This is a genomic window from Abyssibacter sp. (assembly GCF_964229365.1).
Lineage (GTDB): Bacteria > Pseudomonadota > Gammaproteobacteria > Nevskiales > OUC007 > Abyssibacter.
On sequence record NZ_CAXRDQ010000079.1, the window covers coordinates 96,820 to 110,952 of the forward strand.

The following is a 14,133-nucleotide window of genomic DNA, read 5'->3' on the forward strand; positions in this document are numbered from 1 at the left end:
GACTAGAACTCGAACCGCGCTCCGGCGGACACGGTGTCGGAATCATCCGCGAATTCCATCGCCGCCTGCAGTTTCACGCGGGGCGTCACGCCGTAACGGCCAGCCAGGCGCAGCGCGGTATCACCGTCGTCGTAGAGGTCCACGTAGCGCAGCCCGGGCGCCAGCTCGAAAGCAGTGTCTGGAACAAGCCAGCGCAGATCAGCCCGCAGGCCGATGCCGGTGTCGTCGTTGTCGCCAATCTCGACCGATTCAAAAGAAGCTCCAGCGACGATATCCAGCCCAGGCTGCAGGTTGTGATTCAGGGCCAGGCCTGCGGTCAGACGCTCCAACTCGTCCTGGTCAGAGATCTGACCGAACAGGTGCAAATCAGGGCTGATCGCGGCGGCACCGCCGATGCCGAAGCCATCGTAGTCGTCCCCGAAGTCGGGGTCGGTGTTCAGATAAAGCGCGTCAACATAGGTGTAGTTGTGCGCCAGCGCAGTTGCAGAGCATCCAAGAGCCGCAACGCCGGCCAGCTTGGCAAGACGCGAAATAGTCATTGTTGTGTCCTTGTCATTCGTCTCGGGTGAGAGGCCGCGGCCGGCAAGCCGGCCGCGGTATCCCGTCTTACTTCTGCATGGACTTTTCGAACATCCGGTTCATGCGCTCGGTGTTGGCCGCGCAGCACTTCTGCGAAGCGGCAGCCGCACCTTCAGCGCGCGCAGCACGTGCGTTGGCTTCCGAGGCCGTGCTCTGCGCGGCCACGGCCTTGCGGTCAGCGGCATCCGCGGTCTGCTGAGCCTGCTCAGCCATCGCACGGATCTCTTCCAGATCACCGGTGGTCACACAACCCGATGCACCGACGGCCAGCAGCGCTGCGCCCCCAAGCATTGCGAACTTCTTCATGGTTAGTCCCTTCACTTTGTTGCTCCTGAGTAGATGATTTACGCGATGGTCCGGCGGCGATAAACCGCCATGACCGCGCGCGCCGATTGGATCATCCGGCGCGCCATACGTTCTGCGTTAGATGTGGACGAGGCGGTCGCCCGACACGCGGACTTCGTCGCCGACGCTGAAGCCGGAGGCCGAAGCCAGATTCACGGTGCGATTCCCACCGGATTCCATGTCGATCGTCACTTCGTACACCGTGCTGGTGTTGCGACGTTTCTCGACCTCGTTTCCGGCGACCGCACCACCGACTGCACCGGCAGCGGTCGCGGCGTCGTTACCCGAACCGCTGCCAAATTGGTGCCCGACCACGCCGCCGATGATCGCGCCGGCAACGGCACCCGCACCGGAGGTATTGCCGTCCACCTTGACCGGGGTGATGGCCTGGATCGTCCCGCAGCTAGCGCAGGCCTCGGCCACTTCTGCCGATGAGTCATTCACATCGGCAGCGTCGGCGCTCGAACCGTCCACGTCACCACAGGCCTGTAGGGAAACCGCACAGGCCGTCATCAGACCGGCAGCCACCCAGCGTTCCCATCGCAAAGCCTTGTTCGACTGGTTCATTGTTCGTTCCCTTGTTTCAAGACAAATCGGGGCGGCTGCCGCAACGCAGGTCGCATTGCCCGCAGCCACTTGCCAAGCCTCTATTGCCAGCGCCGTGCCAATCAATATTTTCCCTTTATATACAATTAGTTATATTGACAACTATGGAGCCAATGCCCTGCAGAGTCGGCAAAAGCAGCCAAACCCGTCGCCTTTCGGCGACAAAGCAGCTCGTAAAGCAGCTTTAGTGCTTTATCGACAAGAACTTATGTTGTATCGGATCAACGACATTTCGCCGTTTGTCGGCCGCGTTGTGCCGTAACAAGACGTTTTGTCAGCGACGCCATACCTCAAGCGCCGACGGCGGGGCGCCGTGCATCCCTGTGGCATAATCCGCCGCCCTTTTTGCACGGAACCCGAGGGCCATGTCCCGCACCCTGTTCGTCACCAGCGCACTGCCCTACGCCAACGGGCCGATTCACCTCGGTCACATGGTCGAGCACGTCCAGAGCGACACCTGGGTGCGTTATCAGCGAATGGCCGGGAACACCGTCACCTATTGCTGTGCCGACGACGCCCACGGCTCCGGGATCATGCTCAAGGCAGAGGCCGAGGGCGTCACGCCGGAGCAGCTGATCGGTCGCTTCAAAGACGAACACCTGCGGGACTTTGTCGACTTCGGCGTCAAGTACGACAATTACCATTCGACGCATTCCGACGAGAACCGGGAGCTGTCCAGCCTGATCTACCGGCGGCTGCGCGACGCCGGGCTGATCGAGTCCCGTGCCGTGGAACAGGCCTTCGATACCAAACGCGGCATGTTCCTGCCCGACCGTTTCATCAAGGGCAGCTGTCCCACCTGCAAGACCCCCGACCAGTACGGCGACAACTGCGAGGCCTGTGGTGCGACCTATCGGCCAACCGACCTGATCAACCCGATTTCGGTCGTCTCGGGCGAGGCGCCGGTGCAGAAGTCCTCGGAGCACTTCTTCTTTCGGCTGCCGGCGATGGAGGCCTATCTCAAGGACTTCCTGCAATCCGGCGTGGTCCAAGATTCGGTGGCCCCGAAACTGGCGGAATGGTTCAAGGCCGGCCTCAAGGATTGGGACATCTCCCGCGACGCACCGTACTTCGGGTTCGAGATTCCGGATGCGCCCGGCAAGTATTTTTATGTGTGGGTCGATGCGCCGGTGGGCTACATGGCCAGCCTCAAGCATCTGGCAGCCCGCGATCCGAACCTGGACTTTGATGCGATCTGGGCCAAGGACTCACAGGCCGAGGTCTATCATTTCATCGGCAAGGACATCATCTACTTCCACGCCCTGTTCTGGCCGGCAATGCTGGAGGCGGCGGGCTTTCGCTCGCCCACCGGGGTGTTCGCCCACGGCATGATCACGCTCAACGGCGAGAAGATGTCCAAGTCCCGCGGCACGTTCATCACCGCCCGGACCTGGCTGGACCATCTGCCAGCCGAGCCGCTGCGTTATTTCTACGCCTCACGCATCACCGGCTCAATCGAAGACATGGACCTGGGCCTGCAGGATTTCGTGCAGATCGTGAACGCAGACCTGGTGGGCAAGTACGTCAACATCGCCAGCCGCACGGCCAACTTCATCAGCAAACGCTTCGGCGGCGTGCTGGGCACGTCCGTGGACACGGCTGTGCTGGAGCAGGTCAGCGGCGTCGCGGACGACATCGCCGATGCCTACGAAGCCCGCAACTTTGCCAAGGCCACACGCCTGACCATGGCCGCCGCCGATGTCGTCAACGGCTATATCGCCGAGCAACAGCCCTGGGTGATCGCCAAGGACGAAGCGCGCACGGACGACCTGCAGCGCGTGTGCACGACGGCGCTGACGGCGTTTCGCGATCTCAGCGCCTATCTGAAACCGGTGCTGCCGCAAATGGCCCTGCAGGTCGAGGCGTTTCTGAATATCGAACCTCTGCATTGGGGGTCGATCGGACAGTCGCTGGCCGGCCAACGCATCAACAAGTTCAAGCCCCTGATGACCCGCATCGAGGACAAGCAGATCGAGGCCATGCAGGCGGCCGCCAAGGCGATGGCGGATGCCGCCAAGACACCAGCACCCTCCAAGCCACAGGACGACGACATGATCAGCATCGACGATTTCATGAAGGTGGACCTGCGCGTCGCCCGTGTCGCGGAGGCAAACCCCGTTGAAGGTGCCGACAAGTTGCTTCAGCTAACGCTGGATGTCGGCGAGCTCGGCACGCGCAACGTGTTCGCGGGAATCAAGTCGGCCTATGCTCCGGAGGATCTGGTCGGCAAGCTGGTGGTTGTGGTTGCGAACCTGGCGCCCCGCAAGATGCGATTCGGCCTGTCGGAGGGCATGGTCATTGCCGCCGGGAATGGCGAGGGTATCTACGTGGTCAGTCCGGACAACGGAGCCACACCGGGCTCTCGCGTGAAATAGCCGCCTTCGGGTCTCGCGGGCCATGGGCTTGCGGGACACCTGCCGGCTTGCGGACACTCAAGGTCATGAACGAATACCTGCTGATTCTGGTTGGCACCGTCCTGGTCAATAATTTCGTGCTGGTCCAGTTTCTGGGCCTGTGCCCGTTCATGGGCGTATCGAACAAGTTGTCGGCGTCCATCGGCATGGCGGGAGCGACGACCTTTGTGCTGACGCTGTCCGCGATCAGCGCCTACCTGGTCGAGACCTATTTGCTGGCCCCGCTGGGCCTGACCTATCTGCGGACAATCAGCTTCATTCTGGTCATCGCGGCAGTCGTCCAGTTCACCGAGATGGTGGTGCGCAAGTCCAGCCCGTTGCTATACGAGGTGCTGGGAATTTATCTGCCGCTGATCACGACCAACTGCGCGGTGCTGGGCGTGGCCTTGCTAAACGTGCGGCAGGCCAACGGATTCATCGAATCCGCGCTGTACGGCTTTGGCGCGGCAGCGGGGTTTTCGATCGTGATGATCCTGTTCTCGTCGATGCGCGAACGGCTGGCCGTGGCCGATGTGCCCGAGTCATTCAAAGGTGCCCCGATCGGGCTGATCACCGCCGGCATCATGTCGCTGGCCTTCATGGGCTTCACGGGGCTGATCTAGGACCATGATCGCCGCCATCATCGCGCTGACCGCCCTGGCCACCGTCTTCGGACTGGTGCTCGGTTTTGCTGCCGTGCGTTTCAAGGTCGAAGGCGATCCGCTGGTCGATCAGATCGACAAGATCCTGCCGCAGACGCAATGCGGTCAGTGCAACTACCCGGGCTGCCGTCCCTACGCCGAGGCGATTGCCGGTGGCGACGCCGACATCAACCAGTGTCCACCCGGCGGCGAGGACGGCGTGATCAAGCTGGCCGAGCTGCTCGGTCGCGAGCCCAAACCACTGAACCCGGACAACGGCGTCGCAAAGCCGCTGCCCACCGTCGCGTTTATTCGCGAGGACGAATGCATCGGCTGCACGCTTTGCATCCAGGCCTGTCCGGTGGATGCGATCCTCGGTGCCCGGCAGCAAATGCATACGGTGATCGCCGAGGAATGCACCGGCTGCGACCTTTGTGTGCCGCCCTGCCCGGTTGATTGCATCGACATGCTGCCGGTGGCCGACGAGGTCTCGACCTGGCGCTGGCCCGCACCCGAGCAGGGACAGGCCGCATGAGCACCGCCATGCAGGCGCAATGGCAATTTCCCGGTGGCTTGCACCTGGACGCCCACAAGCTGGACGCCCCGATTCGTGATGCTCGTCTGCCAACACAGCTGATCGTGCCGGTGTCGCAACACATCGGTCAGCCCGCCAAGGTGATGGTCGAGATCGGCCAGCGCGTATTGGGCGGGCAGATGCTGGCCGCGGCCGAGGGCTATGTCTCCACGCCAGTCCACGCCGCCACGTCGGGCAGAGTGGTGGCGATCGAGGATCGCCCCGTGCCGCACCCGTCCGGACTTGCGGCAACCTGCGTCGTCATCGAGACCGATAGCCTGGATGAGCAGGTGCCCACAGACCCCGCGGACGGTTTCGCCCTGGACGCAACGGACTTGCGGAACCGCGTGCGCCAGGCCGGCGTTGTTGGTCTTGGCGGCGCGGCCTTTCCCAGCTTCATCAAGCTCAACCCCGGCAGCAATGTCGTCGAGACGCTGGTGCTCAACGGCGCCGAGTGCGAGCCCTACATCTCCTGCGATCAGGCGCTGATGGCAGCGCAACCGGACGCCATTCTTCAGGGTGCCCGGCTATTGCTCCATGCGCTGGGAGCACAGCACTGCCTGTTCGGGGTGGAAGACAACAAGCCCGAAGCCATTGCCGCGCTGCAGGCCGCTGCCGATGCGCTGGGTGACGAGCGCATCCGCATCGTCACCGTGCCCACCCGATACCCGCAGGGCGGCGAAAAGCAGTTAATTCAGACGCTGACGGGACGCGAAGTCCCCAGTCACGGTCTGCCGTTGGATATCGGCATCGTCTGCCACAACCCCGGCACGGCGCTGGCGGTTTGGAACGCGGTGATGCAGGGCCGCGCGCTCACGCAACGCGTGGTCACGATCACCGGCCCCGGCGTCGCCGAGCCCTGCAACCTGCGCGTGCACATCGGCACGCCCGTCAGCGAGCTGCTGGAACAGGCGGGCGGGCTGATCGACCCCGATGCCCGCCTGATCATGGGCGGACCGATGATGGGCTTTGCGTTGGCGAGCGCCCAGGTGCCGATCATCAAGGCGACCAACTGTATTCTGGCGCTGCGCCCGGAGGACCTCCGCCCCGACACGCCAGCGATGCCCTGCATCCGCTGCGGCGCCTGCGCTGATGTCTGCCCTGCGGGGCTGCTGCCGCAGCAGCTTTACTGGCATGCCAAAGCGCAGGAGTTCGACAAGACGCAGGACTACAAGCTGTTCGACTGCATCGAATGCGGCTGCTGCGCACAGGTATGCCCCAGTCATATTCCGCTGGTGCAGTACTACCGCCATGCCAAGACGGAAATCTGGGCCGATGAGCGCGCACGCCGCAAGGCCGATGTCGCCCGTCAGCGCCATGAGACCCGGCTGGCGCGACTGGAACGCGAGGAGGCCGAGAAAAAGGCCGCGCGGGAGGCGAAAAAGGCCGCGCTCCGCGCCCGTGCCGAACAGCAAGCGGCCCAGGAGGCTCAGCCCGGCGCTGCGGCACAGACCGACAAGCCTGCCGATGATCCCGTCGCCGCTGCCATCGCCCGCGCCAAGGCCAAAGCGCAGACCGGCAAGAGTGAACCCCGGCCGCCGGCCGACGACGAGTCCGCGTCTTGAACACGCCGTTGAGCTCTCCGCATCTGCCGGTGCGACCCACCGTGGCCGGGCTGATGCGCCGGGTGCTAATCGCCATGATCCCCGGCACGGCCGCCATGGTGATCTGTTTCGGCATCGGCGTGCTGGTCAATTTGCTGGTCGCTCTGCTCGCCGCGTTGGCCACCGAAGCGGTGTTGCTACGCCTGCGGCAACGCCCGCTGCAACCGTTTATCACCGACTGGACGGCCGTGCTCACCGCCGCGCTGTTCGCGCTCGCGCTGCCCCCGCTGGCGCCGTGGTGGCTGACCGCTCTGGGCGCTGCGATCGCCATTGCCCTGGGCAAGCAGCTGTATGGCGGCCTCGGCCAGAACCCGTTCAATCCGGCGATGGTCGGCTACGTCGTGGTGCTGATCTCCTTCCCCACGGAGCTGACCTACTGGACACAGCAGCCGGTCGGCATTGGCGCCAGCCTGCAGGCGCAGTTCGGCGCGGCCGGCCCGGCGTTGCTGGACGGTTTGACCGGCGCCACGCCACTGGATGCTCTGCGCAGCGGTCTGGCTCAGGAGCAACTCGTCGACGAAGCCATTGGCGGGCTGGCTGGACGCTGGGGATGGGCGTGGATCAACGGCGGGTTCCTGCTCGGCGGGCTGTACCTGGTCGTCAAACGAGACATCAGCTGGCGCATTCCGCTGGCCGTGTTGGCCGGCATCGGCATCACCGCGCTGCTGTTCTGGCTGATCGACAGCGATCGATTCGCCTCACCGTTGTTCCACTGGAGCAGTGGTGCGGCGATGCTGGGCGCCTTCTTCATCGCCACCGACCCGGTCTCCGGCGCCACGACGCCACGCGGCAAACTGATTTTCGGCGGCGGCATCGGCGTGCTGGTCTACGTGATTCGCACCTGGGGCGGCTACCCGGATGGCATGGCGTTCGCCGTGTTGCTGATGAACCTGACGGTGCCGCTGCTGGACGCCCACACCCAGCCTCGCGTGTACGGACGATGAGCGACAATGCTCCCAGCCTGCGTCGGCAAATGGCGATGAGTGCGGGCCTGCTGGCGCTGTTCGCGGTCGTCGGCGGCATGCTGGTGGCCGGCACCGAGGCCCTGACCCGCGACCGCATCCTGGAGCAACAGCGGGCCTCCCTGCGCAGCACCTTGAACGAAGTGCTGCCCGCGCACCGGTACAACAACGCCCTGCTGGACGACACCATGACCGTGCAGGAACCCGAGCTGCTCGGCACCGACGAGACGATGACCGTCTACCGTGCGCGACAGGGCGCGCAGTCGGTCGCGGTCCTGTTTCCCGTGGTCGCGCCGGACGGGTACAGCGGCGACGTCCGGCTGCTCGTCGGCATCCAGGCCAATGGCGAACTGGCCGGTGTGCGCGTGCTCAACCATCGTGAAACACCCGGCCTGGGCGATGCCATCGAAACGCGACGCAGCGACTGGATTAAACAGTTCGCCGGGCTGTCGCTGAACGCGCCGCCTGCCAGCGCGTGGAAGGTTCGCAAGGACGGTGGCGAGTTCGACCAGTTCGCCGGTGCGACCATCACGCCACGGGCCGTGATCAAGGCGGTCCGCAAGGCGCTGGTATTCTTCGAGCAGAACCAAGCCACTCTGTTTGCCGACACGCCCGCCACGCCATGAGCACGTCCACCGACATCGTCCGCAATGGTCTCTGGAGCAATAATCCCGGCCTGGTGCAGTTGCTGGGGCTCTGCCCCTTGCTGGCGGTGAGCAACTCGGTGGTCAATGCACTGGGCCTGGGCCTGGCGACGTTGCTGGTGCTGACCGCGTCCAACATCGCGATCTCGGCAATTCGTCATGTGGTGCGCGACGAAATCCGGATTCCCGTTTTCGTGCTGGTGATCGCCGCCTTCGTCACCACGGTTGAGCTGGCCATGAACGCCTGGCTGCACGAGCTGTACACGATTCTCGGCATCTTCATCCCGCTGATCGTTACCAACTGCGCCATCATCGGCCGTGCCGAGGCTTTTGCGTCACGCAATACGGTGGTGCACGCGGCGCTGGACGGTTTCATGATGGGAGCCGGCTTCATGCTGGCTCTGGTCGCTCTGGGCGCGATGCGTGAACTGCTGGGCGCCGGCACCTTACTGGCCGACGCCGACTTGTTGTTCGGGCCGGTGGCGACCCACTGGAACCTGACGATCATCCCCGACTTCCGCGGCTTTCTGCTGGCGATACTGCCGCCAGGCGCCTTCATCGGCCTGGCCCTGCTCATCGCTGCCAAGAATGGCTGGGAGCGCCGCCGCGCTCGACCGGCGACCCGCAGCCAGCCGGCTGTTGCCGCACCGGACGCCGCCTGAACCCTTTTAGCCGCCCAACCCCTTTTACAAGACTAGAGCCCCGTGAACGCTGCCAAGCGGATCGAGATTTTCCAACGCCTGAAGGCGCAATGCCCCGCACCCAAGACCGAGCTGAACTACAGCTCGCCCTTCGAATTACTGGTGGCGGTCGTGCTCTCGGCGCAGGCCACTGATGTCGGCGTGAACAAGGCCACGGCGAGGCTGTTCCCGGTCGCCAACACGCCCGAGGCCATCGCCGAGTTGGGCGTCGAAGGACTGAGCGAGCACATCAAGACCATCGGGCTCTACAACTCCAAGGCGCGTCACGTGATCGCGCTATGCCGCCAATTGCTTGAACGGCACGACGGAGAGGTACCGGACAACCGAGCCGCACTGGAAGCGCTGCCCGGTGTTGGCAGAAAAACCGCCAATGTGGTGCTGAACACGGCATTCGGTCAGCCCACGATTGCGGTGGACACGCACATCTTTCGAGTGTCCAACCGCACGCGTATCGCACCGGGAAAATCGGTCCGCGAAGTCGAGGACCGGCTGATGCGTCTGGTGCCCAAGGAGTACCGGCTGGACGCGCATCACTGGCTGATCCTGCATGGACGCTATACCTGCAAGGCCCGTAAACCGCTTTGCCCCACCTGCATCGTTCGCGATCTCTGCGAGTTTCCGGGCAAGGAGGCCGTTGCATGACCGCCATCGCCGTCGTCCGCGTCAGTATTGATCAGGTGTTACCGGTTCGGCACCGGTTGCTACGCTCGCACCAGCCCGTGGCCAAGGCACAGTTTCCCGGCGATCACGACCCGCGCGTCGGCCACTTCGCAGCCATGCGCGATGGCGGCATTGTCGGCGTGGTGTCTATATTCCCGGAGGCCGATACACGCTGCAGCCAATGTGATCCCGCACAGCAATGGCGGATTCGCGGCATGGCAACGGCGCCCGAAGTCAGGGGTCTCGGGGCGGGTGCCACGCTATTGCTCGCCGCAATCGACCACGCCGTGGATGGCGGCGCACGCGCGATCTGGTGCAATGCACAGCAGCCGGCGATTGGCTTCTACGCCCGCTTCGGTTTCATGGGGACCGGACCGATTTTCGAGATCTCAGAGATCGGTGCGCACCAGTACATGGAACGCGCCTGCTAAGGCGTGGTCCGATTCCATTGAACGCTGCCTATTGCAACTGCCAGTTTGAGATGCGGCACCGCACAAGGCAGACTGAATAGCAGATTCAACGGCACGCAGGACGCGGCCTGTCATCGGTCCGGCGGAGGGTCGCCGCCGCGCTCACGGTCGCGTTCGGCGCGTAGAGTCCACCCATTCGCACCCTCAAGGAATGAATGCTTCTAGCGACTGATCTCGACGGGACGTTCCTCGGCGGACGGCAGTCCGACCGTATGCGTTTGTATCGTTTTCTGCCTCGGCAACCCGAGGTGACGCTGGTGTTTGTCACCGGCCGCGGTTTCGAGCATGTGCTCCCGCTGATCTACGATCCGACGATCCCGACCCCCAAGTACGTCATCTGCGATGTCGGCACGACCATCGTCCATGGCGACACGCTGGAGCCGGTGCAGCCGATCCAGTCCGAGATCAACCAATGCTGGCCGGGCGAGCCAGCCATTATCGAGGCCATCGAAGGCATCCGCGGGCTGGAACGCCAGGAAGTACCGCAGCAGCGCCGCTGTTCCTTTTTCGTTCCGCCGAACTTCGACCCGGAACCGGTGCGCGAGCGCGTCGCGCCGCTAGGCTGCGAGGTCCTGCACTCGGCCGACCGGTATCTGGACATCCTGCCCAAAGGCGTCAACAAGGGCACGACCCTGAAAAAACTCGTCGCCCAGCTGGAGATGGACCCGGACCGGGTGCTGGTGGCTGGCGATACACTCAGCGATCTGCCGATGTTCGAAACCGGGTTCAAGGGCGTGGTCGTTGGCGCGGCTGAAGAGCGCTTGGTGGAGGCGACGCAGCGCATGTCGCAGGTCTTCCATTCCGATCATGCTGGCGCCGGCGGCATTCTCGATGCCTTCAGCTATTTCCAATTTCTGGGCCCCAAGGCCATCGAAGAACTGACGCGCTCCCAACAGGAACGCGGCTCGTCGCAGCTGATCATGGTGTATCACCGGCTGCCCTACGAGGAACATGAGGTGGACGGCCAGATCGTCCACCGCCGGCCGAAGAGTCCGAACGGCATCATGCCCAGCCTGCTGTCGCTGTTCGAAGGCGGCCGGACCGGCATGTGGATCGCCTGGTCGCAACAGGAATCCCGGGCGCCGAAAGGCTTTCAGGATCATACGGTGGTCGATGACGAGGCCTACCCCAACCTGATCGTCTCGCGTGTTCCGCTCATCGAAGAGGACGTGCAGCGCTTCTACAAGACCTTCTCCAAAGAAGCCTTGTGGCCGACAATTCATACCTTCATCGAGCGTGCCCGCTTCAACCACGACGACTGGCATCACTACGTCGAGATCAACCGGATCTTCGCCGAGCGCACCGCTGCCGAGGCCGACGAAGGCGCCGTCATCTGGATTCACGATTACAACTTGTGGATGGTGCCTGCACATCTGCGGCGCCTGCGCCCCGATCTGCGAATCGCCTTCTTCCACCACACCTACGTCCCGTCGCCGGAGATCTTCAACGTGATCCCGTGGCGGCGGCAGATCGTCGGCAGCCTGCTGCAATGCGACTACGTCGGGTTCCACATTCCACGGCATCTGGAGAACTTCGTCGACGTGGTGCGCTCGAACTTCCCGGTGGAAGTACTGGAGCGGCAGAACTGCGCGCCTCGCTTCCTGACCTACGACTGCGCGCTGGGTCTGGATGAGATGACCACCGGCATCCGCGTGTCGGACGACCATGTCGTACACATGGGCGCTCACCCCATCGGCGTGAGCGCCAACCGCATCCGCGGACTGATCGAAAGTGATCGCGTGCAACAGCGCATGGCTGGGCTGCGCGAAGAACTTCAAGGCAAGCGTGTCGTACTGTCGGTCGAACGACTGGACTACACCAAGGGCCCGCTGGCGAAGCTGGAAGCCTTCGAGCGACTGCTGGAAGACAATCCCGAGCTGCACGGCAAGGTGACCTTCGTGGACATCGTCACGCCCGCGGCACGCGGGATGAAGATTTACGAGGAAATCCAGCAACAGGTCGAAAACGCCGTCGGCCGGATCAACGGCCGTTTCGCCAAGTTGGACTGGACGCCGGTGCGTTTTTTCCTGCGCTCTCTGCCATTCGAGGACGTGCTCGCCTACTACGCGGTCGCGGATGTCGGCTGGATCACACCGCTGCGCGATGGCCTGAACCTGGTCGCCAAGGAATATGCTGCCGTCCAGGGGCTGACCCAGGGCAAAGGTGTGCTCGTGCTGTCAGAATTCGCCGGCGCCGCCGTCGAACTGCAAGGCGCATTGCGCACCAATCCCTACGACGAAGTCGATATGGTGAATCAGCTCTACCGGGCGCTCACGCTCGGCGATGCCGAACGCCGCGACCGCATTGCCCAGATGGCCGAGGTGGTCATGCATCACGACCTGGAAACCTGGGGCAAGGATTTCATCCAGGCGGTCAAACAGGCAGCGCAGCGACGGCAACGGGCGAAGAACGATCCCGGCACCAAGATGGCACGGGTTCTAGCCGCACATGCCGTGGTCGGATCGGACAAGGAGCGTCACACGCCGGCTTGATCGCCGCCGGAGGGCGCAAGGCTGACTGCCCCGATGGACAAGGATTTGTGCGACCGCACATTTCCAATCGGCTTGCCCAGACCCCTCGGTTGCGATAAAGGCGGGCCAACGTTAACCTCTCAACCCGTTTTTTTGGGTGGCGACACGAAAACCTTGGCCGTGTGTTCGCCCGCTCGTTACAACACTCGCGACGCAACCTGCAGCGACTCTGCTGCAGAGGGTGGCGCTGAGGATCCGGGCCTTTGACGATCGCATCGACATCGCTGCCCACCGAACTCAACCCGCCGCCGGCGGGTCTTTTTGTTGGCTTTTCTTACGGACACGACACATGGATTTTCAGAGCACGCTGAAAGATAAATTCGGGCTCGACACCGTCGACTATCACTACAGGCTTCCCAAGGAAACCTTGTTCGGCGAGGCGCTCGCCCATGATCGCGGGCGCATTCGCGCTGATGGCCCCGACAACGAGCCCAAGGCCTACGCCACCAAACTCGGTGTCGAGGGCCCGCTGGTCTATTACACCGATCCGAGCTGCACCGGTCGCCCGGTCCAGGACACTTTCGCCGTCGCTTGGCCCGAAGTGGAAGACAGTGTCTGGTGGAAAAAGGATTTCAAGAAATTCGACCCGGCGCATTTCGCTCCCCTGCTGGATCGCGTGGTCGCGCATCTCAACGCCAAGAATGCCCGCCTCTACGTCGAAGACGTCTACTGCGGCTGGGACCCGGCTTACGCCGTGCCTTACCGTTTTGTGGGCGAGTACGCCACGCACGCGATGTTTGCCAAGAACATGTTTGCGAGTGATGTCGAAGGCGTCGAAGACGAAGAGACCAAGCGCTGGACGCTGATCAACGTACCGTCCTTCCATTGCGACCCCGAGCGCGATGGCACGGCGTCAAAGCGCGCCGTGATCATGGACTTCAAGAATCAGGTCGGCCTGGTGCTGGGTCGCGCCGACTACTGCGGCGTCAACAAGAAGACCATGTTCACGGTGATGAACTACATCATGCCGGGCATGGGCGAGCTGTCGATGCACAGCTCGGCCAATGTCGGCAAGCGGGGCGACGGCGCCGTGCTGTTCGGCCTTTCCGGCACCGGCAAGACAACCTTGTCTGCCGACCCGGATCGCGAACTGATCGGCGACGACGAGCATGCCTGGACGGCGACCGGCGTCTCCAATTTCGAAGGTGGCTGCTACGCCAAGCTGATCGACCTGGACAAGGATGCCGAGCCGATCATCGCGGCCGCGCTGTCGATGCCAGGCACCATCATCGAGAACGTACCTCCGCTGCCTGGCAAGCCGATGGAGGCGACCGACCCGCAAGAACTGGATCTGACGGACGGATCCATCACCGAAAACACGCGGTTCTCCTACCCGCTGGAATGCAATCCGAACCTGGCCGACGGCGCTCGCGGCCCGCATCCGGAAACCATCATCTTCCTGACCGCGGATGCCTTCGGCGTG

15 protein-coding genes are annotated in these 14,133 nt (G+C 63.5%); 12 read left to right on the forward strand and 3 right to left on the reverse strand.

Annotated elements, in window-relative coordinates; genetic code table 11:
- Nucleotides 1-2: 2 nt before the first annotated feature.
- From ACE1EY_RS13515 to ACE1EY_RS13525, 3 genes are all read right to left on the reverse strand, one after another.
- Nucleotides 3-539: a hypothetical protein gene (locus ACE1EY_RS13515; protein ID WP_291514721.1), complete on the reverse strand. Its 537-nt coding sequence runs from the start codon at nucleotides 537-539 to the stop codon at nucleotides 3-5.
- Nucleotides 540-606: 67 nt separating this feature from the next.
- Nucleotides 607-885: an Lpp/OprI family alanine-zipper lipoprotein gene (locus ACE1EY_RS13520; protein WP_291514720.1), complete on the reverse strand. Its 279-nt coding sequence runs from the start codon at nucleotides 883-885 to the stop codon at nucleotides 607-609.
- 117 nt (nucleotides 886-1,002) lie between these two features.
- Nucleotides 1,003-1,491: a glycine zipper 2TM domain-containing protein gene (locus tag ACE1EY_RS13525; protein ID WP_291514719.1), complete on the reverse strand. Its 489-nt coding sequence runs from the start codon at nucleotides 1,489-1,491 to the stop codon at nucleotides 1,003-1,005.
- On the opposite strand from ACE1EY_RS13525, the gene ACE1EY_RS13530 reads away from it, so the two are divergent.
- From ACE1EY_RS13530 to ACE1EY_RS13585, 12 genes are all read left to right on the forward strand, one after another.
- Nucleotides 1,475-1,792: a hypothetical protein gene (locus tag ACE1EY_RS13530; protein WP_291514718.1), complete on the forward strand. Its 318-nt coding sequence runs from the start codon at nucleotides 1,475-1,477 to the stop codon at nucleotides 1,790-1,792. The two genes, ACE1EY_RS13525 and ACE1EY_RS13530, sit on opposite strands and share 17 nt — an antisense overlap.
- Before the next feature lie 103 nt (nucleotides 1,793-1,895).
- Nucleotides 1,896-3,905 carry a methionine--tRNA ligase gene (gene metG / locus ACE1EY_RS13535; RefSeq protein WP_291514717.1) on the forward strand — a complete coding sequence of 670 codons (2,010 nt, stop codon included), beginning with the start codon at nucleotides 1,896-1,898 and terminating at the stop codon, nucleotides 3,903-3,905.
- A gap of 65 nt (nucleotides 3,906-3,970) precedes the next feature.
- Entirely contained in the window at nucleotides 3,971-4,546 is a 576-nt protein-coding gene (gene rsxA / locus ACE1EY_RS13540; protein WP_370300404.1) for an electron transport complex subunit RsxA, read from the forward strand.
- Between the two features lie 4 nt (nucleotides 4,547-4,550).
- On the forward strand, nucleotides 4,551-5,099 hold the full coding sequence (gene rsxB, locus ACE1EY_RS13545; protein ID WP_370300405.1) for an electron transport complex subunit RsxB: 549 nt from the start codon (nucleotides 4,551-4,553) through the stop codon (nucleotides 5,097-5,099).
- Nucleotides 5,096-6,703 carry an electron transport complex subunit RsxC gene (rsxC, locus tag ACE1EY_RS13550; RefSeq protein ID WP_370300406.1) on the forward strand — a complete coding sequence of 536 codons (1,608 nt, stop codon included), beginning with the start codon at nucleotides 5,096-5,098 and terminating at the stop codon, nucleotides 6,701-6,703. The genes rsxB and rsxC overlap by 4 nt, the downstream gene beginning before the upstream one ends.
- 53 nt (nucleotides 6,704-6,756) lie before the next feature.
- Nucleotides 6,757-7,686: an RnfABCDGE type electron transport complex subunit D gene (locus ACE1EY_RS13555; RefSeq protein WP_370300414.1), complete on the forward strand. Its 930-nt coding sequence runs from the start codon at nucleotides 6,757-6,759 to the stop codon at nucleotides 7,684-7,686.
- Nucleotides 7,683-8,330 carry an electron transport complex subunit RsxG gene (gene rsxG, locus ACE1EY_RS13560; protein ID WP_370300407.1) on the forward strand — a complete coding sequence of 216 codons (648 nt, stop codon included), beginning with the start codon at nucleotides 7,683-7,685 and terminating at the stop codon, nucleotides 8,328-8,330. Before ACE1EY_RS13555 ends, rsxG begins: the two co-directional genes overlap by 4 nt.
- A complete protein-coding gene (locus ACE1EY_RS13565) occupies nucleotides 8,327-9,010 on the forward strand; it encodes an electron transport complex subunit E (protein ID WP_291513424.1) in 684 nt (227 codons plus the stop codon). The genes rsxG and ACE1EY_RS13565 overlap by 4 nt, the downstream gene beginning before the upstream one ends.
- 42 nt (nucleotides 9,011-9,052) lie before the next feature.
- Entirely contained in the window at nucleotides 9,053-9,691 is a 639-nt protein-coding gene (gene nth / locus ACE1EY_RS13570; protein WP_291513425.1) for an endonuclease III, read from the forward strand.
- Nucleotides 9,688-10,140 (forward strand): GNAT family N-acetyltransferase, encoded by a 453-nt coding sequence (locus tag ACE1EY_RS13575; protein ID WP_370300408.1) that lies wholly within the window; start codon nucleotides 9,688-9,690, stop codon nucleotides 10,138-10,140. The genes nth and ACE1EY_RS13575 overlap by 4 nt, the downstream gene beginning before the upstream one ends.
- 194 nt (nucleotides 10,141-10,334) lie before the next feature.
- The gene (gene ggpS, locus ACE1EY_RS13580; protein ID WP_370300409.1) at nucleotides 10,335-12,671 is read left to right on the forward strand and encodes a glucosylglycerol-phosphate synthase; all 2,337 of its coding nucleotides are present in this window, start codon (nucleotides 10,335-10,337) and stop codon (nucleotides 12,669-12,671) included.
- A 328-nt stretch (nucleotides 12,672-12,999) separates the two neighbouring features.
- A partial coding sequence (locus ACE1EY_RS13585; protein ID WP_370300410.1) for a phosphoenolpyruvate carboxykinase (ATP) occupies nucleotides 13,000-14,133 on the forward strand: 1,134 nt, incomplete at its 3' end.

Bases quoted from the DNA above. Each gene is read 5' to 3' on its own strand.
- ACE1EY_RS13515 (WP_291514721.1), bottom strand. From the start codon at position 539: ATGACTATTTCGCGTCTTGCCAAGCTGGCCGGCGTTGCGGCTCTTGGA.
- ACE1EY_RS13520 (WP_291514720.1), bottom strand. From the start codon at position 885: ATGAAGAAGTTCGCAATGCTTGGGGGCGCAGCGCTGCTGGCCGTCGGT.
- ACE1EY_RS13525 (WP_291514719.1), bottom strand. From the start codon at position 1,491: ATGAACCAGTCGAACAAGGCTTTGCGATGGGAACGCTGGGTGGCTGCC.
- metG (WP_291514717.1), top strand. From the start codon at position 1,896: ATGTCCCGCACCCTGTTCGTCACCAGCGCACTGCCCTACGCCAACGGG.
- rsxA (WP_370300404.1), top strand. From the start codon at position 3,971: ATGAACGAATACCTGCTGATTCTGGTTGGCACCGTCCTGGTCAATAAT.
- rsxB (WP_370300405.1), top strand. From the start codon at position 4,551: ATGATCGCCGCCATCATCGCGCTGACCGCCCTGGCCACCGTCTTCGGA.
- rsxC (WP_370300406.1), top strand. From the start codon at position 5,096: ATGAGCACCGCCATGCAGGCGCAATGGCAATTTCCCGGTGGCTTGCAC.
- ACE1EY_RS13555 (WP_370300414.1), top strand. From the start codon at position 6,757: ATGCGCCGGGTGCTAATCGCCATGATCCCCGGCACGGCCGCCATGGTG.
- rsxG (WP_370300407.1), top strand. From the start codon at position 7,683: ATGAGCGACAATGCTCCCAGCCTGCGTCGGCAAATGGCGATGAGTGCG.
- ACE1EY_RS13565 (WP_291513424.1), top strand. From the start codon at position 8,327: ATGAGCACGTCCACCGACATCGTCCGCAATGGTCTCTGGAGCAATAAT.
- ACE1EY_RS13575 (WP_370300408.1), top strand. From the start codon at position 9,688: ATGACCGCCATCGCCGTCGTCCGCGTCAGTATTGATCAGGTGTTACCG.
- ggpS (WP_370300409.1), top strand. From the start codon at position 10,335: ATGCTTCTAGCGACTGATCTCGACGGGACGTTCCTCGGCGGACGGCAG.